The organism is Ensifer sp. NPDC090286 (assembly GCF_044769565.1).
Classification (GTDB): domain Bacteria; phylum Pseudomonadota; class Alphaproteobacteria; order Rhizobiales; family Rhizobiaceae; genus Ensifer.
In genome coordinates, this window is sequence record NZ_JBIVYF010000003.1 from 592,535 (window position 1) to 611,850 (window position 19,316).

Consider the following 19,316-nt stretch of genomic DNA (forward strand, 5'->3'; position numbering starts at 1 on the left):
CCGGCAACTCAGGTCTTCTGCGGCTCCTGAGTGGAGTCGCTGCCTTCGAGATCCTTCACGATATCCATGAACCTACGCATCATTCTTTCCATGATGCCCATTGCGCGGTCAATCTCTTCCTCAGCCGGAAGGTCCTGTTTTGCGACACTTTCACCGGCCTTGGCCGTCTTTTCCAAGGCCTCGACCCGCTTCGTCAGGAGGTCCAATTCCTGTTCGAAGGCGGCCCGCTCGTCGGCGGCCATGCGGCAGACCAACTGGCCGTCCTTCTCCTGGCACAGCGACACCTCGCCGGTCTGGGTATCGAGCCGGGCGATGCCGGTCTCGGACTTCTGCATGCTGTAGCGTCCGGGGGCCGGATCCTGTGCGCTGGCGCCGCCGGCCAGAGCCAATCCGGTGCCGAACATAAGTATGGCAGCAGCGTTTTTCATGACATCTTCTCCGTTACGATCCTTGCCGGGACGTGATCTGTGCGCGAACGAGAAGAGCGAAATCGGTCTTCACCGCGGATTATGCGCGAATCGTCGTCCTTCTGCGATGGACAATCGCCGATATTTACGGCAAGGCCACGACAGAAAATTACGGGGACAGACGGGCACCATGGGTTCCATCATCTACAAAATCGTTCCGGCATCGCTGTGGCAGGAAGCCAAGCGCAGCGGACGCTTCGACGGCGCGCCCGTCGATCTCGCCGACGGTTACGTCCATTTTTCGACCGGCGAACAGGTGGTCGAGACCGCAGCGCGCTATTTCGAGGGACAGGTAGACCTGCTGCTGGTCGCCGTCGACGGCGACGCGCTCGGCGAAGAACTGGTCTATGAGCCCTCACGCGGCGGCGCCCTCTTCCCGCATCTCTATGCCCCCCTCTTCCTGTCGGCCGTCGTCTGGGAAAAGCCACTGCCGCTCGGCGCCGATGGCGCGCATATCTTCCCGGAACTTGATGCATGAACCCGCTGACCAGCCTTGCCCGCCGCGGCCTTTTCCTCTTCGATCCGGAAGCTGCGCACGGCCTTTCGATCAAGGCATTGAAGACCGGGCTCGTACCGAACTGTCCTGCCAAGGCCGACAAGCGGCTCTCTCAGACGGTCGCGGGCATCGTTTTTCCAAACCCGATCGGCATGGCGGCCGGCTACGACAAGAATGCCGAGGTACCGGAAGCGCTTCTGAAGATCGGCTTCGGCTTCACCGAGATCGGCACCGTCACGCCGAAGCCGCAGGCCGGCAACGATAAGCCGCGCATCTTCCGGCTGGTCGAGGATGAGGCGGTGATCAACCGCCTCGGCTTCAACAATGAAGGCCATGGCGCAGCGCTGGCGCGACTGAAGGCCTGTTCGCGCGGTGCGCTGATCGGCGTCAACATCGGCGCCAACAAGGACAGCGCCGACCGTATCGCCGACTATGTTGGCGGCATCCATACGTTCTACTCGGTCGCCCGCTATTTCACCGCCAACATCTCCTCACCGAACACGCCGGGCCTGCGCGACCTGCAAGCGCGCGAAAGTCTCGCCGCCCTGCTGTCGGCCGTGCTCTCGGCGCGCGACGAAGAGGCGCTGAGGAGCAATCGCCGCGTTCCGGTCTTCCTGAAGATCGCGCCCGATCTCACCGAGGTAGGCATGGACGATATCGCCGCCGAAGTGCTGGCGCACGATCTCGACGGCCTGATCGTCTCCAACACGACGCTTTCGCGCGACGGTCTCAAGGACCAGGCCCAGGCGAAGGAGACCGGCGGCCTCTCGGGCAAGCCACTCTTTGATAAGTCGACGGCCGTGCTTGCCCGCATGCGCAAGCGCGTCGGCCCGAAGCTGCCGATCATCGGCGTCGGCGGCGTCAGCTCGGCCGAAACCGCGGCAGAGAAGATCCGCGCCGGCGCCGACCTCGTGCAGCTCTATTCCTGCATGGTCTATGAAGGCCCGGCCCTGCCCGGCCGCATCGTACGTGGCCTCTCGGATCTCTGCGATCGCGAGCGGCTCACCTCGATCCGCGATATCCGCGATAGCCGTCTCGACTACTGGGCCGGCAAGAACGTCTGACGCGCCTTCATCGGGATCCGCGACAACAGGAACAGCCCCCGCATCAGCAGGAACAGGTTGAGCCCCGCCCACAGGCCGTGATTGCCGAAGGCGGGGACCAGCACGGCGAGTGCTGCGGCATAGCCGACAAAGGCCGCCAACATCATGTTGCGCATCTCGCGCGACCAGGTGGCGCCGATGAAGACGCCGTCCATCAGGAAGGCAAGCGCACCGGTCATCGCAGTCACGGCCGCCCAGGGCAGATATTCGTAAGCCGCCGCGCGCACATCCGGCGCCGTGGTCAGGAGATCGATGAGCCCGTCACCGAACAGCAGGAAGGCGACGGTCGTCACCAGCGCGAGCCCCAGTGACCAGGCGGCCGTCAGCCGGAGTGCGCGATCGAAGGCCGGGCGGTAACCGGCGCCGATCGAGCGTCCGATGAGCTGTTCCGCCGCATTGGCGAGGCCGTCGAGATAGTAGCCGGCAACGAGGAAAATCGTCATCAGCACCGCATTGGCCGCAAGCGTCACCGGCCCGAAGCCAGTGCCGATGCGGGTCATCAGCGTGAAGGCTGCCAGAAGCAGGAACGAGCGGATCATGATGTCTCGGTTGAGGCCGAAGAGCGGCTTCAGCCGTTCGCGGTCAAATATCTCGGCCCAGCTTGGCGCATCCCTGCTGTCGAAGCGGCCATAGACGACGGCGAAGCCAACGAGCGCACCGATCACTTCGCCGGTGACGGTCGCGAGCGCAACCCCCATCACGCCCCAGCCGAACACCAGGCCGAGCAGGATCGACAGCACGATGTTGATGCCGTTGATCAGTGTCTGCAGCATCAGGCCGATGGTGCCCTCGCCGCGGCCGAGCACGAAGCCGAGGATGGCGTAGTTGGCAAGCGCCGCCGGTGCAGAAAGGATGCGACAGAGAAAATAGGTGCTGGTGACGCCGGCTATCTCAGGCTCCGGCCCCATCAGCCAGAGGCCGCCGGACAGAAGCAGCGGCGAAAGGAAAAGGCTGGCCATGCCGCAAACGAGCGCGATGATCAGCGATCGCCAAAACACTGCCTGCTGCTCACGCCGATCGCCGCGGCCATAGGCCTGGGCAACCAGGCCCGTGGTCGCTGCCCGCAGGAAGTTGAAGGTGGTGAAGATCAGGTCGAACAGGATGGCCCCGACCGCAAGGCCCGCCAGCAAGGTCGCCTGCCCCATGCGTCCGACAACGGCGGTATCGACGAGACCAAGCAGAGGCGTCGTCAGAAAGCCGAGCGTCATCGGCAACGCGATCGCCAGGATCAGCCGATGGGTGACGTGAAAGGGGCCGGCAGCGTCGCTCGGCGAGGCGGAAGAGGCGGTCATCGAACGGTCCGGGCGTGGTCGGTGAGAGATGACCGTTTTAGGGAATGAGCATGGGGGGATGCAAGGTGGCATTTGCCGCGCGTCCCCTTCTCCCGTCATAACGGGAAGAAGGTCCCGGAGGGGGATCAGGGGCAAATCTCACAGGAGCGGCTGCGAGCCGCTGGAAGCCTGTCAGCCCGAAAGCACCATGGCCCAGAAGGGACGGTTTCCGGAGGCGTCGTTCTGGGCGACGGCGACCCCGAGGCCGCGATATTTGCCGAGCATGTTTTCGAGATGCTTGGGCGACCTGTACCAGGCGTCATAGGCGCGCTCGGCGTCGTCCTGGCCCACGGCGATGTTTTCAGCGGCCGGAAGCGTCACGCCCTGGCCCTTCATTCGGTCGTAGAAACTGTCGTTCCAGCCGATCAGGTGCTGCATCTTGCCGGCCTTGGCCATGCGCGCCGCCTGGTGCATCGCCGCGGCGGACGCCGCATGATCGGCGACGAGTTCGGTCAGGCCCTTGCCCTTGCGCAGCTTGTTGACATAGCCGAGGCTCGCTGCGGTCTGGTCGCTGCCGGTGCCGCTTTCGGGCATCAGCACCTTGGACGTGTTGCAGCCGGCGAGCGCGCCGAGCGACAGGATGGCGGTCGCGCGGAGCAGGCCGCGGCGTTCGATCAGAAGAAAACGGTCCTGCATCGTCAGCGCCGAAAGTTCAGGACGCGCAGGATGACGAAGGCCGGCACGACGATCACCGCGCCGAGCAACAGGTAGTCGCCCACCCGGCCAAGTGCTGCAAAGCCGGTGTACCAGAGGTCGAGCAGGAAGTTGCGGACGGCGAAGTAGATATCGGTCGGATACCAGCCGAACATCCTCATCACGAAGCCGACGAGGATCGACACCACGATGAGCTTGACCAGCACGCGCAGCGGCGAGTCACCCAAGAATCTGTTCATTCCGTCCGACATCAGCGAACTTCTCCTGTTTGTCTTCACATAAGCCGCGATCGGCAGCGTCGCAAGTCGCTGGCCCCGGCGGGCACGGCTCAGGCTTCCGATCGCGCCAGATTCCGCTTGTATTTTGCGGCATCCGGCGTCAGAAGCGCTGATCGCAACCAACATCTCACATTGATGACGCTCAACCAGCTCTCCTCCGGCGACCTGATCGCCGACCGCCGCGCCGACTACGCAAAAATGCTTGCCGAGGGCGGCGAGCCCGCAAGTGCGGCCGAACTCATGGCGCAAGCGCTGGAACAGGCACCCAACTGGGCAGCCGGCTGGTTTCGGCTCGCGGACTATGAAGAAAAATCTGGCCGGAAAGAGGCGGCGATCGAAGCGCTGAGGAAAACACTGGCGCTCAGCCCCCAGGATATCTTCGGCGCTGGCCTGAAACTGGCCCTGCTTGGCGCTGCCGCCATGCCCGAACAGCCGCCGAGCCTCTATGTCGAGCGGCTCTTCGACGACTATGCCGACCGCTTCGACAAGGCGCTGGTCGAGAAGCTCGGCTATACCGTGCCGCAGAAGCTCGCGGCGCTGATCCAAAGCCACACCGGAGGCCTCATCTTCGAGCATGTGACGGATCTCGGCTGCGGCACCGGCCTTTTTGGCGAGCGCATCCGGGATCAGGCGCAGTTCCTTGAAGGTTTCGACATCTCCATCAACATGCTCGCCAAGGCCGAGGCGAAATCCACCTACGATCGGCTGGCCCGCGCCGACCTTTCTCTTTCGCCTGATGCCTCCGGCATCTTCGGCAACTTCGCGCCCGCCCGGGCCGACCTCGTCAGCGCCGCCGACGTGCTGATGTATCTCGGCAATCTTGACAGTGTTTTCGACATCACCACCCGGCTGCTCGCACCCGAGGGCTACTTCGCCTTCTCGGTAGAAGACGCCGGCGATGCCGAGGAGTTCCTGCTGCGGCCGTCGCTGCGCTACGCCCATGGCGAAGCCTATGTCCGCGGCCTCTGCACGGCGCATGGCCTCACTCTGCTGGCGGTCGAGCGCACCGGCATCCGCATGGATGCCGGTGCGCCGGTGTTCGGCATCCTGTTCCTGGCGCAAGCCTGCATAAAACGCAAGGCAGAGTCGCAAAAATAGGTCAGCATAACTGACATATTTTTCTTGATTGTTGTTGTGCGTTGCAGCATTGCTCACGCCATCGCAATCGAGGTTTCGCCATGGCTCAGATCAGCAGCGTTTTCGGTCTCTGGAACACCAGCCCGACCCGGCATTCCGCCGTCGAGGATCTGCAGGGCATCTTTACCGGCAGCCTGATCGCAGCGCTCGGCCTCTATTTCCTCGCAAGCGCCGGCCTCCTGACCGGCAGCACGGCCGGCGTCGCCTTCCTTTTACACTATGCCTTCGGCGTCAATTTCGGCCTTGCCTTCTTCCTGCTGAACCTGCCCTTCTTCTATCTTTCGCTGAAACGGCTCGGCCCGGCCTTCACGGTCAAGACCTTCATCGCCATCGGCGTGACCTCGTTCCTGACCGACATCCAGTCGCGCCTCTTCCAGATCGGCACGATCCAGCCGGCCTGGGCGGCGCTCCTCGGCGGCCTTCTGCTTGGCTATGGCCTCTTGGCGCTCTATCGCCACCGCGCCAGCCTCGGCGGCGTCGGCATTCTCGGCATCTACCTGCAGGAGCGTTTCGGCATTCGCGCCGGCCTCGTGCAGCTTGCGATCGACATGGTCGTGCTCGTCTTCGCCTTCGGCGTGACATCGCCCACGGTCGTCGCCTGGTCGGTGCTCGGCGCAGTCGTCTTGAACCTGTTTGTGGCCATCAACCACCGCGCTGATCGTTACATCGCGCTCTAGAGCGCCGTGCGTTCACCAGAACGCGCAAGGACGCTCTAGGATGCAGAGCAGCTAGCCCCGAAGCGGACCTCGGGGCTAGCTGGAGCTTCCTCACTGGATATCAGGCGGCCATAACCGGCTGATCGACCGGATGCTGCGAACGCAGGCCGACAGCGACACGGTTCCAGACATTGATGACGCCGATTGCCATGGTGATCTTGGTGATCTCGGCTTCGCTGAAGTGCGCGCGCAGCGGCTCGAAATCCGCGTCGGGCGCGCCGGTCTGGGCAAGGTTGGTCAGCGATTCCGTCCAGGCGAGCACTGCGCGTTCGCGCGCGTCATAGATCGGCGATTCCCGCCAAGCGCAGATCAGGTGGATCCACTGCTCGCTCATGCCGGTGTGTCGCGCTTCCTTCACATGCATGTCGATGCAATAGGCGCAGCCGTTGATCTGCGAGGCGCGCAGCTTGATCAGATGGATCAGGCGCGGCTCCAGGCCCGATTCCTTGATGATGTAGCTGTCGAAGGCGGCCGCGGCCTTGTAGGCATCGGGAGCGGCTTTGACGAAGTTGAAACGCGGCTGCATGGACTTCTCCTTGGGCTGAACAGGGTTGATGGAGGTCAGGCGCTGGCGGACGATTTGCGCTCGTTGATCGCCAGAAAGGCTTCGGTTCGTGCCGATACGCTGCCGTCATCCTTGGCGTTGAGATCGTCCAGGATGCTGGCGATGGTCACGCGGCGCAGCTCGGCGCGGTAGGCCTGCTCGGCCTTCAGCATCGCGACATTGATGGTGCAGGGTGCCGTCGGCTTGCAGGCGTAGGGATTGGGACCGCGCAGGCGGATCTCATTGCAGCGGAACGCCGGCTCCGGGCCTTCGACCGCAAGCACGATATCGAGCAAAGTGATCCTCTCCGGCGTCTTGGCGAGACGGTAGCCACCCTTGGGGCCCGGCACCGCTTCCAGCAGTCCGGCACCGGACATCGCCTGCAGGTGCTTCAAGAGATAGCTGGTGGAAACACCATGGAACTCGGCAAGCGCCGCCGCCGACAGGGTGCTTCCCGGCTGAAGACAGCTCAGCATCGTCACGCTGTGAATGGCCTGTTCGACCCCGTCACCGAGTTTCATGGGCGCCTCCATAATCGTGGATAGTTTTTATCTACGATTAGACCAAGAGTCAATCCTCGTGATTGCACCCATCGGACAGGCTTCTCTTTTGGCGGATTTGATCTACCTTTGTTCTCCGTGAACAGGATCGATTCCAGAGAGCCGCAGGGCGATGCCCTGAGCCTGCCCGCTCCCTTTCTGCGCTGGTTCGGCGAGAAGGGCTGGCGGCCGCGTGCGCACCAGCTGGAGCTGCTCGCCCGCGCCGAGGCCGGGGAAAGCACGCTGCTGATCGCGCCGACCGGCGCCGGCAAGACGCTCGCCGGCTTCCTGCCGTCGCTGGTCGGTCTCACCCGCCGCGGCAAAATTCCGCCGGGCTCAGCCTTCGTCGGCATCCACACGCTCTACATTTCTCCCCTGAAGGCGCTCGCCGTCGACATCGAACGCAACCTGATGAAGCCGGTCGGCGAGATGGGCCTGCCTGTGCGCGTCGAGAACCGCACGGGCGATACGCCCACCGCCAAGCGCCAGCGACAGAAGCTCAATCCGCCCGACATTCTGCTGACGACGCCGGAACAGCTGGCGCTGCTGCTTGCCAACGGCGAGGCGCAGCGCTTCTTCAAGGACCTGCGCTATGTCGTGTTCGACGAGCTGCATTCGCTCGTCACCTCCAAGCGCGGCCATCTGCTTTCCCTTGGCCTTGCGCGGCTGCGCCGACTGGCGCCCGGCCTGCAGACGATCGGCCTTTCGGCGACGGTCGCCGACCCGATGGATCTGCAGCGCTGGCTGGCTCCGCAAGAGCCGGACGCGAACAATCACGCAGGCCTCGTTCAGGTAAAGGGCGGGGCCAAGGCGCAGATCACCATTTTGAAGACCGAGGAACACGTGCCCTGGGCCGGACACTCGGCGCGCTACGCGATCCCCGACGTCTACGAGGCGATCAAGGAGCACGGTACCACCCTGCTCTTCGTCAACACCCGCAGCCAGGCTGAGCTTCTGTTCCAGGAACTCTGGACGAACAACGACGACAATCTGCCGATCGCGCTGCACCACGGCTCGCTCGACGTCGCCCAGCGCCGTAAGGTCGAGGCGGCGATGGCGGAGAACCGCCTGCGGGCCGTCGTTGCGACCTCGACGCTGGACCTCGGCATCGACTGGGGCGATGTCGATCTCGTCGTGCATGTGGGCGCGCCAAAGGGGGCGAGCCGCCTCGCCCAGCGCATCGGCCGCGCCAACCACCGCATGGACGAACCGTCGAAGGCGATCCTGGTGCCGGCCAACCGCTTCGAGGTGATGGAATGCCAGGCGGCGCTCGACGCCAACTATATCGGCGCGCAGGATACGCCGCCCGTCGGCAAGGGCGCGCTCGACGTGCTCGCCCAGCATGTGCTCGGCATGGCCTGCGCCGCCCCCTTCGATCCGCTTGCGCTGTTCGACGAAATCACCAGTGCCTCGCCCTACGCGACACTTGCCTGGGAGACCTTCGAGCGCGTCGTCGATTTCGTCGCGACTGGGGGCTATGCGCTGAAGACCTACGAGCGCTACGCCCGCATCCGAAAGACCAAGGACGGGCTCTATCGCGTTTCCAATCCGCTTGTGGCGCAGCAATACCGGCTGAACGTCGGCACCATCGTGGAATCGCCGATGCTGAACGTGCGCATGGTTAAGCGCAACGCCCGCGGCTCGCTCGGCCGCGGCGGCATGCCGCTCGGCAAGGTGGAGGAGTACTTCCTCGAAATGCTGTCGCAGGGCGACACCTTCATGTTCTCCGGCAAGGTGCTGCGCTTCGAGGGCATCCGCGAAAACGAGTGCCTTGTCAGCCAGGCTTTCACCTTCGATCCCAAGGTGCCGAGCTATGCCGGCGGCAAGTTCCCGCTCTCGACCTATCTCGCCGAACAGGTCCGAAGGATGCTTGCCGATCCGGCACGGCGTGCTGCGCTGCCGGAACAGGTGCGCGATTGGCTATCCTTGCAGAAGGACGTCTCGATGCTGCCGCGCGAGGACGAGCTGCTGATCGAGACTTTTCCGCGCGGCAGCCGCCACTACATGGTCATCTATGCCTTCGAAGGGCGGTTGGCGCACCAGACGCTCGGCATGCTGCTGACCCGCAGGCTCGATCGCGCCGGGCTGAAGCCGCTCGGCTTCGTCGCCACCGACTATTCGCTGGCGGTCTGGGCGCTCGACGACCTCGGCGCGACCTTCGAACTCAGGCGCGGCGCGCTCGCCGATCTCTTCGACGAGGACATGCTGGGAGACGACCTCGAAGCCTGGCTCAACGAATCCTTCCTCTTGAAACGCACCTTTCGCAACTGCGCCGTCATCGCCGGGCTGATCGACCAGCGGCATCCCGGCAAGGAAAAGACCGGCCGGCAGGTGACGGTCTCGGCCGACCTCATTTACGACGTATTGCACGCGCACGAGCCGGATCACCTGCTGCTCGAAGCGACCCGCAACGACGCGGCAACGGGGCTTTTGGACATCGCCCGCCTCGGGGATATGCTGAAGCGAATCAAGGGCCACATCACCCACCGACGGCTCGACCATATCTCGCCGCTGGCGGTGCCCGTCATGCTGGAGATCGGCAAGGAAATGGTCCAGGGCGAGGCACAGGACTTCCTGCTTTCGGAAGCCGCCGACGACCTGATCCACGAGGCGATGGGCGGTCTGGATGTGGATTGATAGGAAAATGACCTTGAGAATGAGCAGTCAGTCGATGTCGGCGGATTATTACCCTCTCCGCACACAACGTGCGAGACCGTGACCATGCATCGCCTTGCCCACGCCCTCTCGGCTCAGACGACCACTCCCCTCCTCCACGCCCAGACAATCGTCAACGGCGTCGTCGCGATGTGCGATCCGCTCGGTAGCCTCTACCTGCCGGAGACGGGCACGCTGGTCGTCTCGGACCTCCACCTGGAGAAGGGCTCCGCCTTTGCCCGACGCGGCATGCTTTTGCCGCCCTACGATACGCTTGCGACGCTGCGCGTGCTCGAGGCGGCGATCGCGCGGCACGATCCGAAGCTCGTCATCAGCCTCGGCGACAACTTCCACGACCGCGTCGGTTCGGCGGCAATGCCCGATCATTTCCGGCATATGATTGCCGCCATGGCCTATGGGCGCGAATGGGTCTGGATCAACGGCAACCACGACCCCGACGGCGCCTTCGGCCTGCCGGGCGCCTCGATGGACGAGCTTAGCCATGCGGGGCTGACCTTCCGGCACGAGCCGAAGCGCGGCGATGCCGTCGGCGAGATCGCCGGGCACCTGCATCCGGCAGCAACGGTGGTAAGACGGGAAAGAGCGGTGCGCCGCGCCTGCTTTGCGACCGATGGCACGCGCCTGCTGATGCCGGCTTTCGGCGTCACCACCGGCGGGCTCGATCTCAGACACCGGGCCATGACCGGCCTCTTCGACCGCAGCAAGCTTGTCGCCCATATGCTCGGGCGCGACCGGATCTACTCGGTTCGCTTTGCCAATCTCATCGCCTGACGAGAGCGGTGAAAATGGCGCGGCTCTCCCGCGCCGGAGCGCCGCCTGCGATCAAAACGCGTTGAAGGTCAGCGTCGTCAGCGAGCGCGAGATGCCCGGCACCGTGGCAATGTTGTCGTTGATGAACTTGCCGATGTCCTGGCCTTCTTCGATATAGACCTTGATGATCAGGTCGTAATCGCCGCTCGTCGAATACATCTCCGAAACGATCTCCTTGCGGTAGATCTCGTCGGCGACCTCGTAGGTCTTGCCGGGAGCGCACTGCAACTGGACAAAAATCGGTTTCATCGAGCTTCCTCTGTTTTTTATGTGCAGCGACACGCGCTGATGAAACGCATGTGGCATGCCTTTCCATAGCGCTCCGTCGCGCAAAAGGAAATGTCAGCGAAGCGTGCCGGTCACTATTCCTTGCGGAAGATCAGGCTCGCGCCCCAGCCTGTGATGACCGCAAGCAGCACGGCCATCAAGCCATAAAGCAGCGGCTGCTGGTGCGCCGCCTGGGTAATGAACTGTTCGAGGCCCGTCTTGACGACGCGCAGCGGCAGCGCCTTCGCGGCGACGAAGACACCGTCGCGGAAGAGATAGGCGCGCACGACATGCACGCCGTTCGGCACATTTGCCGGCAGCCGCACCGAGGCCTTGAACAGGCTGGAGCTGATGAACTGCACGCCGCCGGGATCGCGCTCGTAGACGCCGCTGCCCTCGCGGATGCGGCGAAAGGCATTACGGAATTCGCCAAGATTGCTGCCGTCGCCGACGAAGCCGAGCGGTACCAGCCGCATGTGATCGACACCGATGCCCATATTGCCCATCTCGCCGGGTGGCGCGATCGTCTCGATGTCGCGCGTCGAAGACAGCGAATAGGATTCCGGCACCAGTTCGAAGGTCATCGAGCTGGTGTTGACCCAGATGCCGAAGACCCGCTCTTTCTTGCGCACCGTCGCGTTGTCTTTCGGGCCTTCCAGCGACACGACGATATTGTATCGACCCTGGGCGAGCAGGCTCTGGTCGAAACCGTCGACGGCACCGAAAATCGTCAGGTCGGCACCTCGGAAGTCCGAGGTGATGGCGATCTCATCGGTGGAAATGCCGATCTCAAGCTTCTCGGTGAAATCGGCGTTCTCATCCTGGATCGCCGCCTGCACGGGAACGGCCAGAGCAAGCGCCAGAAGAGCAAGGGTCGTGCGGGCAAGGCGGAGCATCAGAAGCCGAACCCCGCGGATACGACCGAGTAGACGTCCTTCGGCGGGATGACGAGCTCGATCGCCAGACGGATACCGACGGCAAGAACAAGCAGGGCCAGCAATGCGCGCAGCTGTTCGCCGCGCAGCTTCTGGCCGACGCGCACGCCGTATTGGGCGCCGATGACGCCGGCGATCATCAGCACGAAGGCGAGCACGATGTCGACGGTGTAGTTGGTCGAAGCCTGGACGATGACCGTGTAGGCCGACACGAAGATGATCTGGAACAGCGACGTGCCGACGACGACATTGGTCGGGATGCGCAGCAGATAGATCATCGCCGGCACCATGATGAAGCCGCCGCCGACACCCATGACCGAGGTCAGGATGCCGATGCAGAAACCGAGGGCGATCACCGGAATGACGCTCAGATAGATCTTCGACTTCTTGAAGCGCATCTTCAGGGGCAGGCCATGCACCCAGTTGTGCTGGCCGGGGCGGCGCAGGGTCGTCTGCTGGTTCTTGGCCGCCTTGCGCATGGCGACGACGCTCTCCCAGAGCATCAGGCCGCCGACGGTGCCGAGCAGCACGACGTAAAGCAGCGAGATCACCAGGTCGAGCTGGCCGAGGCGGCGCAGCAGCGAGAACAGCCAGACGCCGACGGTCGCGCCGGCAAGACCGCCGCACAGAAGCACCGTGCCGAGCTTGATGTCGATGGTGCCTCTTCGGAAATGCGTGATCGCCCCCGAAATCGACGAGGCCACCACCTGGTTGGCACCGGTCGCCACCGCGACGACGGGAGGAATATTGTAGAAGATCAGGAGCGGCGTGATCAGGAACCCGCCACCGACGCCGAACATGCCGGACAGAAAGCCGACGGCAGCGCCCATACCGAGAATAATGAGTATGTTCACCGACAACTCTGCGATGGGCAGATAGATCGTCACGCCGGATCCTCGATATGCCAACGGCCCGCGATGCGGGCAAACCAGTTAGTGTGGCAAGCAAATCACCACGATTGAGGGATTATTCGAAGGGCCGACACCTCCCCCGAGGGCGAGGCGGCCTCCGTCATGCACTCCTGCAGCGTTGCGCTTCCGCCAGGACGTGCCAAGGCCAAGAATCGGACCTTGATTGCTGCATCGGTTCTTCCTTAGCCCGATTCCGATTAAGGAATTATGCAGCAGCCCGAGATTTCAACCTTTTCAGCCACATGGCGGATGGCTTCGCCACCCGCAACCCGTGTCGCCCGGCTCTGCGGCTTTATTACGGCGCTGGGCCTGAGGGTCAGGAATTGCGCTTCAGCAATTCCTTGACCAGTTGCTCGGTGATTTCGCCCGTCGGCTCCTGGCCGACCGACTTCTGGAAAGCCTTGATGGCGCCGACGGTCTTCTTGCCCATCTGGCCATCCGGCTTGCCGGCGTCGAAGCCGTTGTTGTTGAGGATCGCCTGGATGTTGCGGACCGCCTTGCTCATGTCGACGCTGGCGGTCTTGTTGGCCGGGCCGACCCATGCATCCGGAACGTCGACGCTGTTTGCCTTGGCGTCGACCGGCTCAGCCTTCCAGGCTTCGGCCTTGGCCTTGGCGCTTTCGAGCTGCTCCGGCTTCATCGCCTTGGCAACCTCGTCGCGCTTGGCGCCGGCATCGAGATCACCTTCGCGGGCAGCCGCCGAGAACCACTTGTAGGATTCCGTCAGGTCCTGTGGCACGCCGTTGCCGCGGGCATAGAGAACCGCAAGGTTGAACTGGCTGTCGCGGATGCCGAGTTCGGCAGCCTTGGCAAACCACTTCGTTGCCTCGTTAAAGTCAGGCGCGCCATCGCGGCCGCTTGCCAGCATGACTGCGAGGTTATGCATGGCGCTGGCGTTGCCCTGGCCGGCGGAAGCGATATAGAGCGCCTTCGCCTTGGCCGTGTCGCGCGTCACGCCGGTGCCCTTCTCGTAGAGGGTCGCAAGACGGTACTGAGCCGGCACGACGCCGGCATCGGCGGCGCGCTGATACCATTTCGCGGCTTCCGCCATATTTTCCTGAACGCCCCGGCCCTCGGTGAAGCGCACGGCGATTTCGTAGAAGGCGAGCGGGTCGCCACCCTTGGCAGCCGTCACCAGCGCGACCGGGCCAAAACCTTCCGGCAATACGACGTCGGTCGCCACGGCCGCAGCGGCAGTGGTCGACGGGGTCATCGCGGCACCATCGGCCGGCGCGCTTGCGACCGAAGCGCTCGCCACCGGCGTCGCTGCAGCCGCTGCCGGCTGGAACTCGGTGACCGGCGTCTTCGTCTCGGCGACAGGCGCAAGCATCGGCGCCTTGCCTTCTGCCGGCGTTGCAAAGGTGGTCGTCGGCACGGTCGTTGCCGTCACCGCGATCGAGGCCTCGGGGGTCTTTGCCGGCGCTTCAACGGAATCGAGCGGTGGCGCAACAACCGTTTCGGACGCAGCGACCGGTGCTGCCTGTGCCGCAACGGTCGTGCCCTGCATCAGCTGGTCGTCGGCGACCTTGAATTCGGATGCCTGCGGGTTGACCGTCTGCTCGATGACCGCCACCGGTTCGACCGGCATCTCGTCCTTGTTCAGCATCGAGCTGACCATCGGGTAGGACATGATCGCCAAAAGCACGGCGCCGACGGCCATGAGGATCGGCCGGCGATGACGGGCAAAAGCGCCGCCGATGCCGGACGTCGCGGCCTTGTCGCCGGTCTTGTTGAGGGTGTCGGCTTCCTCGACGGCGAGCTGGGCGGCGCGGCGAGCGGCGGCGATGAAGTCCGACTTGTCGCCATCGGCCGGCTGAATGCCTGCCTTGTTCATCTGCCCGGCGCGCACGCGCTCCAGGATCTTCTTCACGTCCGGAACGCCGGAGCCCGGCTCGAGCAGCTGGTTTGCTTCTTCCGGCGCCAGCATTTCGGAGGGATCGATCGACGGCGTCGGCTCGACGAGCTTGCGCGCCTGCTCCGGTGCCTGTTCCGAGCGTTTGCCGGAAAAGCGACGGGTGAGGCCGGCGAGCAGGCCTGTGCGGCCAGCGGCTACCGGCTCGCGCTCTTCTTCGAGCTCGACGGTCGAGATCTGCGCATCGTCGGCAAGGGCCGTTACCGGTTCGGCGGCCTCGGCTGCGACGGCCTGGTCCTCCGCCTGGAGGGCGCGGACATTGCGCTGCAGGTCGTCGTAGCGATCATCGAGGTCACCGCCACCGAAAGGGTCGTTGAACTCCGGCTGCGCGGCGCGCGGCATCGGGGCGGCTTCGCGCACCACCGCCATGGCAGGCTGGGCCGCCATTGCCGGCTCGCGGTTTTCGATGCGTTCCAGCTTGTCGGCGATGTGGACGAGGGTTTCGTGCAACGCCTCGAAAGTGCGCGCAGTCCGCTCCTCGCTGGAGCGGCTCAAGTCCTCAAGTGTCCGCAGGTCTTCGGCGAGCGCCGAGATCGCGGCCAGGTCGCCACCGGAGGAGGCCTGCGTTGGGCCGTTCTTGGAATAGGCTTCCATCACCGCTTCGGCCGCCTGGCGGGCGGCTTCGACGATGTATTCGTCGCTGGTCGAGAAATAGTCCTCGAGCGCGGTCATACGGTTTTCGAAATCGACGGGCATCACGCTCTGGGCGACGTCCGCCCGCGGCTGGCTGACCAGCGTCGACAGGTTGGCGATCTGGGCTTCAAGGTTCTGAAGCGCCGCGCGGTCGTCGAACGGCGCTGCCTGTGTTTCCTCCAGCCGCTGGGCGATACCGGCGAGGCGATCTTCCAGCCGGTCGAAACGCGGATCGGAAACAGGCTGGGCGCCGTGGGCGTCGAGCTCGTCGATCCGGCGGGCGAGATAGTCCAGCCGCTCGGCCAGTGCGTCGTTGACGCTGCCCTGGTCGAGGGCCTCGATCTTGCGGGAGATATCCGACAGGTAATCGTTGAGGTCCGACTGCGCCGTCCTGTTGCTGCGCTCCATCATCAGCGAGAGCTGGTCGAGCCGCTCTTCCAGGCGGGCGGCGGCCTTTTCGCTGGCGAGATCCTCGACACGGACGGTCAGGGCTTCCAGACGGGCGCTGAGGCCCGAATCGTTCGGGCGCGACAGGCTGTCGATCTGGTGGGAGAGATCGCCGAGCCGGCTTTCGAGGCGATTGACGAAGCCGGTATCAAGCCCCTGGGTCGTGCGGCTGTTGGCGGCAATGGCGCGGCTGATTTCGTCGAGCCGGCTGTCAAGATCGGCAAACTGCGAGACGAGGCGGCGATCGTCGGGCTGGATCTGCCGGCCGAGCATTTCGATCGCCTGGGCAACGGCGATAAGCTTGTCTTCGAGCACATCGACAGCGGAGCTGCTCTTCAGCGAGCCGATCTGCGACTTGATTTCGTCCAGCCGATAGGCGAGCGCTACCAGTTCGTCGTCGCGGCTCTGGTCGAACGCGATCAGCCGATCCTCGACACCATTCCAGCGGTTTTCCATGCGGCGCATGCTGTCTTCGCGCGCAAGTCCGTCGATCATCGCGCGCAGGTCGTCGAAATCGCCGCGCAAGGCGTCAGCCTGGGCGGGCGAGGCCTGACGGCCGAGATGCTGGATGCTGTCGGCAAGGCGCTGCATGTCGCCACGCACGTCTTCGGCGAAGCTGTGATCCTGCGCCTGGGCCTTGATGCCGCGAATTTCGGAGCGCAGCGAATTCATCTCGCGCGTCAGGCCGTCGGTGATGTCGCGCTTCAGGTCCTGACGCAAACCGACGAGGGCTTCGGCGATATCGTTGACGGCCGCGGTGGCGCGCTGCGGCTGGCTGTGAAGCTGGGGGCGCGGCTCTTCGACGTAGCGGTCCTGGACCGGGCGTTCGGAAATGGGGCGTTCGGGGGCATACCGTTCCGGCCCGCGCTGCGACAGCCGGTCACTCAGCGCTGGTCGCTCGCGCGAGGCGCTGAGGCTGCGCTGGCGTTGCATGATTTCGGCGACGGCATCGCGGGGCGATGCCGTTTCCCGGACGGGTTCGCGCTCGGGCGTCCTTGGCGCCGGGTCGCGGGTCGTACCGCTCATCAGGCCTTCGATCCGCGCCTCCAATCCTTCGATGGTGCGGTTCAAGGCGTCGAGCGACGGCCGCTCGCTATAGGACTGGCTGCCTGCGCGCTGAGGATTTGATCGCAATCCACTCATGTTGTTCTTCGCCCCTGTCGTCGGCCATCTCGAAAGTCGTCACGGAAGAAAACTGCTTTCTTCACCCCTGTGGCGCTTCCGACGCGGGCAAAACTACAACGATGCGACGCCAGGACAGGTTGCAGCTTTGACCATCTCAACACGCACCTTTCACGAAACGTGGTAAACAAGCGGTTAACCTGCGGATGATTTTTTAACGATTTGGCAGGATCGTACGAAGTTGAGGCGCTGCGGTGTCGCCGACCTCCCCACACGCCACCAAACTGCACGACACGCAATTTTTGACGTTTACGCAAACGTCAAAATTTTGTAGCATCCGGCCAACGATGCGAGACCGCCCCGGCGGCATCCGCTTTCCCGTGGAAAAACGGGAGGAGTGGATGCCCTGGAAACAATGAGGATGGCGGCGCATCCGGCATCCTGCAACCGGGCGTCGACGACGACAGACGGCGGCCCGAAGCACCAAAGGCGAGGAAAGAATGCCCATCTACAAGGCTCCGGTCGACGATACCCTCTTCATCCTGAACGACGTGCTCGGCATCGAGCGCTACAACAACCTGCCCGGATTTGCCGATGCGACGCCCGACATGATCGAGGCGATCGTCGGCGAAGCCGCCAAGCTTGCCGAAGAAGCTCTGTTTCCGGTCAACCTTTCCGGCGACCAGGAAGGCTGCAAGCGTCGCGACGACGGTTCGGTCAGCGTGCCGAAGGGCTTCAAGGAAGCCTTCGATCTCTACCGCGAAGGCGGCTGGCTCGGCCTTGCCGTGCCTGAAGAATTCGGCGGCCAGGGCCTGCCCTATACGCTGCACACCGCCGTCGGCGAGTACATGTCGTCGGCCAACATGGCGCTGACCATGTATCCGGGCCTGACCCAGGGCGCGATCGCCGCGATCCTGGTTCACGGCACCGACGAGCAGAAGCAGGCCTATCTGCCGAAGATGGTCGCCGGCACCTGGACCGGTACGATGAACCTGACCGAGCCGCATTGCGGCACCGACCTCGGCCTGTTGCGCACCAAGGCGGTTCCGACCGGCAATGGCGCCTACAAGATCTCCGGCCAGAAGATCTTCATCTCTGCCGGCGAACACGACATGTCCGACAACATCATCCATCTGGTGCTGGCCCGCATCGAGGGCGCTCCGGAAGGCGTGAAGGGCATTTCGCTGTTCATCGTGCCGAAGTTCAAGCTCAACGCCGATGGCGAGCCGGGCGAACGCAACGGCGTTTCCTGCGGCGCGATCGAACACAAGATGGGCATCCACGGCAACTCGACCTGCGTCATGAACTATGACGAGGCCGAAGGCTACCTCATCGGCACGGAGAACAAGGGCCTTAACGCCATGTTCGTGATGATGAACGAAGCCCGCCTCGGCGTCGGTCTGCAGGGCCTTTCGATCGCCGAGATCGCCTATCAGAACGCCGCCAACTATGCCCGCGACCGCATCCAGGGCCGTTCGCTCTCCGGCTCGAAGGCGCCCGACAAGAAGGCCGACCCGATCATCGTGCACCCGGACGTGCGCCGCACGCTGATGACGATCAGGGCCTTCAACGAAGCCGGCCGTGCCTTCACGCTCTGGACGGCGCTGAAATCCGACATCGCGCACCGTTCCGACAATGAAGCCGACCGCCAGACAGCAGACGACATTCTCGGGCTGATGACGCCGATCCTCAAGGGCGTCTTGACCGACAAGGGCTTCGACCACGCCGTCATGGCGCAGCAGATGTTCGGCGGCCACGGCTACATCGAAGAACATGGCATGAGCCAGTATGTCCGCGATGCCCGCATCGCGATGATCTACGAAGGCGCCAACGGCATCCAGGCGCTCGACCTCGTCGGCCGCAAGCTGGGCCTCAACGGCGGCCGCGCCGTCATGGCGTTGTTCAAGGAGATCGGCGACTTCTGCGAGGAGAACCGCAGCAACGAAAAGCTCGCCGCCTATACCAAGGCGCTGAAGAAGGGTCTCAACGACCTGCAGGCGGCCACCATGTGGTTCATGCAGAACGCCATGGCCAAGCCCGACAATGCCGGCGCCGGCTCGACCGACTACATGCACCTCTTCGGTCTCGTCGTGCTTGGCTACATGTGGGCGAAGATCGCCAAGACGGCCGAGGAAAAGCTTGCCTCTGGCGAAACGGCGCGTGCAGACTATCTGAAGAACAAGCTGATCACCGCGACCTTCTTCATGGAAAGGATCCTGCCGGAAACGGCCCTGCGCAAGGCCCGCATCGAGACCGGCGCCGACACGCTGATGGCGCTCGACGCGGCCGCCTTCTAAGGCGTTCGATTTCACAAGTGTTTGACGGGCAGCACCTCAAG

17 protein-coding genes are annotated in these 19,316 nt (G+C 63.9%); 7 read left to right on the forward strand and 10 right to left on the reverse strand.

What is annotated here, in order from left to right:
* Window positions 1–8: 8 nt before the first annotated feature.
* On the reverse strand, window positions 9–428 hold the full coding sequence (locus ACIQUG_RS18050) for a hypothetical protein (RefSeq protein ID WP_402323392.1): 420 nt from the start codon (window positions 426–428) through the stop codon (window positions 9–11).
* Between the two features lie 169 nt (window positions 429–597).
* On the opposite strand from ACIQUG_RS18050, the gene ACIQUG_RS18055 reads away from it, so the two are divergent.
* Window positions 598–945 (forward strand): DUF952 domain-containing protein, encoded by a 348-nt coding sequence (locus ACIQUG_RS18055; RefSeq protein WP_192447914.1) that lies wholly within the window; start codon window positions 598–600, stop codon window positions 943–945.
* Window positions 942–2,027 (forward strand): quinone-dependent dihydroorotate dehydrogenase, encoded by a 1,086-nt coding sequence (locus ACIQUG_RS18060; protein WP_402323393.1) that lies wholly within the window; start codon window positions 942–944, stop codon window positions 2,025–2,027. Before ACIQUG_RS18055 ends, ACIQUG_RS18060 begins: the two co-directional genes overlap by 4 nt.
* Here the strand turns inward: ACIQUG_RS18060 and ACIQUG_RS18065 are convergent.
* The 3 genes from ACIQUG_RS18065 to ACIQUG_RS18075 form a co-directional block, all read right to left on the reverse strand.
* The gene (locus ACIQUG_RS18065; protein ID WP_402323394.1) at window positions 2,003–3,358 is read right to left on the reverse strand and encodes an MATE family efflux transporter; all 1,356 of its coding nucleotides are present in this window, start codon (window positions 3,356–3,358) and stop codon (window positions 2,003–2,005) included. The two genes, ACIQUG_RS18060 and ACIQUG_RS18065, sit on opposite strands and share 25 nt — an antisense overlap.
* 171 nt (window positions 3,359–3,529) lie before the next feature.
* On the reverse strand, window positions 3,530–4,033 hold the full coding sequence (locus ACIQUG_RS18070; protein WP_402323395.1) for a CAP domain-containing protein: 504 nt from the start codon (window positions 4,031–4,033) through the stop codon (window positions 3,530–3,532).
* 2 nt (window positions 4,034–4,035) lie between these two features.
* Window positions 4,036–4,302, reverse strand: coding sequence for a DUF6460 domain-containing protein (locus ACIQUG_RS18075; protein WP_034797119.1), 267 nt, complete (start codon window positions 4,300–4,302; stop codon window positions 4,036–4,038).
* 162 nt (window positions 4,303–4,464) lie between these two features.
* On the opposite strand from ACIQUG_RS18075, the gene ACIQUG_RS18080 reads away from it, so the two are divergent.
* Both ACIQUG_RS18080 and ACIQUG_RS18085 read left to right on the forward strand, forming a co-directional pair.
* Entirely contained in the window at window positions 4,465–5,427 is a 963-nt protein-coding gene (locus tag ACIQUG_RS18080; RefSeq protein WP_402323396.1) for a methyltransferase, read from the forward strand.
* Window positions 5,428–5,507: 80 nt separating this feature from the next.
* Complete coding sequence (locus ACIQUG_RS18085; RefSeq protein ID WP_043622427.1) at window positions 5,508–6,143, forward strand: YitT family protein; 636 nt, start codon at window positions 5,508–5,510, stop codon at window positions 6,141–6,143.
* 100 nt (window positions 6,144–6,243) lie between these two features.
* On the opposite strand, the gene ACIQUG_RS18090 is transcribed toward ACIQUG_RS18085, so the two are convergent.
* Window positions 6,244–6,708 (reverse strand): carboxymuconolactone decarboxylase family protein, encoded by a 465-nt coding sequence (locus ACIQUG_RS18090; protein WP_043622424.1) that lies wholly within the window; start codon window positions 6,706–6,708, stop codon window positions 6,244–6,246.
* Window positions 6,709–6,743: 35 nt separating this feature from the next.
* Window positions 6,744–7,247: an Rrf2 family transcriptional regulator gene (locus ACIQUG_RS18095; protein WP_205237160.1), complete on the reverse strand. Its 504-nt coding sequence runs from the start codon at window positions 7,245–7,247 to the stop codon at window positions 6,744–6,746.
* Between the two features lie 108 nt (window positions 7,248–7,355).
* Here ACIQUG_RS18095 and ACIQUG_RS18100 point away from each other — a divergent pair, with 108 nt between their 5' ends.
* Both ACIQUG_RS18100 and pdeM read left to right on the forward strand, forming a co-directional pair.
* Window positions 7,356–9,902: a ligase-associated DNA damage response DEXH box helicase gene (locus tag ACIQUG_RS18100; RefSeq protein ID WP_402323397.1), complete on the forward strand. Its 2,547-nt coding sequence runs from the start codon at window positions 7,356–7,358 to the stop codon at window positions 9,900–9,902.
* Window positions 9,903–9,986: 84 nt separating this feature from the next.
* Window positions 9,987–10,712, forward strand: a complete 726-nt coding sequence (pdeM, locus tag ACIQUG_RS18105; protein ID WP_402323398.1) for a ligase-associated DNA damage response endonuclease PdeM — start codon at window positions 9,987–9,989, stop codon at window positions 10,710–10,712.
* Between the two features lie 51 nt (window positions 10,713–10,763).
* On the opposite strand, the gene ACIQUG_RS18110 is transcribed toward pdeM, so the two are convergent.
* The 4 genes from ACIQUG_RS18110 to ACIQUG_RS18125 all read right to left on the reverse strand — a co-directional run bounded on the left by ACIQUG_RS18110 (window position 10,764) and on the right by ACIQUG_RS18125 (window position 16,999).
* The gene (locus ACIQUG_RS18110) at window positions 10,764–11,000 is read right to left on the reverse strand and encodes an Lrp/AsnC ligand binding domain-containing protein (RefSeq protein ID WP_034797129.1); all 237 of its coding nucleotides are present in this window, start codon (window positions 10,998–11,000) and stop codon (window positions 10,764–10,766) included.
* A gap of 113 nt (window positions 11,001–11,113) precedes the next feature.
* Complete coding sequence (locus tag ACIQUG_RS18115) at window positions 11,114–11,914, reverse strand: TIGR02186 family protein (protein WP_402323399.1); 801 nt, start codon at window positions 11,912–11,914, stop codon at window positions 11,114–11,116.
* Complete coding sequence (locus ACIQUG_RS18120) at window positions 11,914–12,840, reverse strand: sulfite exporter TauE/SafE family protein (RefSeq protein ID WP_192447923.1); 927 nt, start codon at window positions 12,838–12,840, stop codon at window positions 11,914–11,916. Before ACIQUG_RS18120 ends, ACIQUG_RS18115 begins: the two co-directional genes overlap by 1 nt.
* A gap of 340 nt (window positions 12,841–13,180) precedes the next feature.
* Window positions 13,181–16,999, reverse strand: coding sequence for a peptidoglycan-binding protein (locus ACIQUG_RS18125; protein WP_402323400.1), 3,819 nt, complete (start codon window positions 16,997–16,999; stop codon window positions 13,181–13,183).
* Between the two features lie 479 nt (window positions 17,000–17,478).
* Between ACIQUG_RS18125 and ACIQUG_RS18130 the strand changes: the two genes are divergently transcribed.
* On the forward strand, window positions 17,479–19,275 hold the full coding sequence (locus ACIQUG_RS18130) for an acyl-CoA dehydrogenase C-terminal domain-containing protein (RefSeq protein WP_402323401.1): 1,797 nt from the start codon (window positions 17,479–17,481) through the stop codon (window positions 19,273–19,275).
* Window positions 19,276–19,316: the final 41 nt, after the last annotated feature.

Excerpts from the sequence above, each read along its gene's own strand:
- ACIQUG_RS18050 (WP_402323392.1), bottom strand. The coding sequence starts at position 428 with ATGAAAAACGCTGCTGCCATACTTATGTTCGGCACCGGATTGGCTCTG.
- ACIQUG_RS18055 (WP_192447914.1), top strand. The coding sequence starts at position 598 with ATGGGTTCCATCATCTACAAAATCGTTCCGGCATCGCTGTGGCAGGAA.
- ACIQUG_RS18060 (WP_402323393.1), top strand. The coding sequence starts at position 942 with ATGAACCCGCTGACCAGCCTTGCCCGCCGCGGCCTTTTCCTCTTCGAT.
- ACIQUG_RS18065 (WP_402323394.1), bottom strand. The coding sequence starts at position 3,358 with ATGACCGCCTCTTCCGCCTCGCCGAGCGACGCTGCCGGCCCCTTTCAC.
- ACIQUG_RS18070 (WP_402323395.1), bottom strand. The coding sequence starts at position 4,033 with ATGCAGGACCGTTTTCTTCTGATCGAACGCCGCGGCCTGCTCCGCGCG.
- ACIQUG_RS18075 (WP_034797119.1), bottom strand. The coding sequence starts at position 4,302 with ATGTCGGACGGAATGAACAGATTCTTGGGTGACTCGCCGCTGCGCGTG.
- ACIQUG_RS18080 (WP_402323396.1), top strand. The coding sequence starts at position 4,465 with ATGACGCTCAACCAGCTCTCCTCCGGCGACCTGATCGCCGACCGCCGC.
- ACIQUG_RS18085 (WP_043622427.1), top strand. The coding sequence starts at position 5,508 with ATGGCTCAGATCAGCAGCGTTTTCGGTCTCTGGAACACCAGCCCGACC.
- ACIQUG_RS18090 (WP_043622424.1), bottom strand. The coding sequence starts at position 6,708 with ATGCAGCCGCGTTTCAACTTCGTCAAAGCCGCTCCCGATGCCTACAAG.
- ACIQUG_RS18095 (WP_205237160.1), bottom strand. The coding sequence starts at position 7,247 with ATGAAACTCGGTGACGGGGTCGAACAGGCCATTCACAGCGTGACGATG.
- pdeM (WP_402323398.1), top strand. The coding sequence starts at position 9,987 with ATGCATCGCCTTGCCCACGCCCTCTCGGCTCAGACGACCACTCCCCTC.
- ACIQUG_RS18110 (WP_034797129.1), bottom strand. The coding sequence starts at position 11,000 with ATGAAACCGATTTTTGTCCAGTTGCAGTGCGCTCCCGGCAAGACCTAC.
- ACIQUG_RS18115 (WP_402323399.1), bottom strand. The coding sequence starts at position 11,914 with ATGCTCCGCCTTGCCCGCACGACCCTTGCTCTTCTGGCGCTTGCTCTG.
- ACIQUG_RS18125 (WP_402323400.1), bottom strand. The coding sequence starts at position 16,999 with ATGAGTGGATTGCGATCAAATCCTCAGCGCGCAGGCAGCCAGTCCTAT.
- ACIQUG_RS18130 (WP_402323401.1), top strand. The coding sequence starts at position 17,479 with ATGCCCATCTACAAGGCTCCGGTCGACGATACCCTCTTCATCCTGAAC.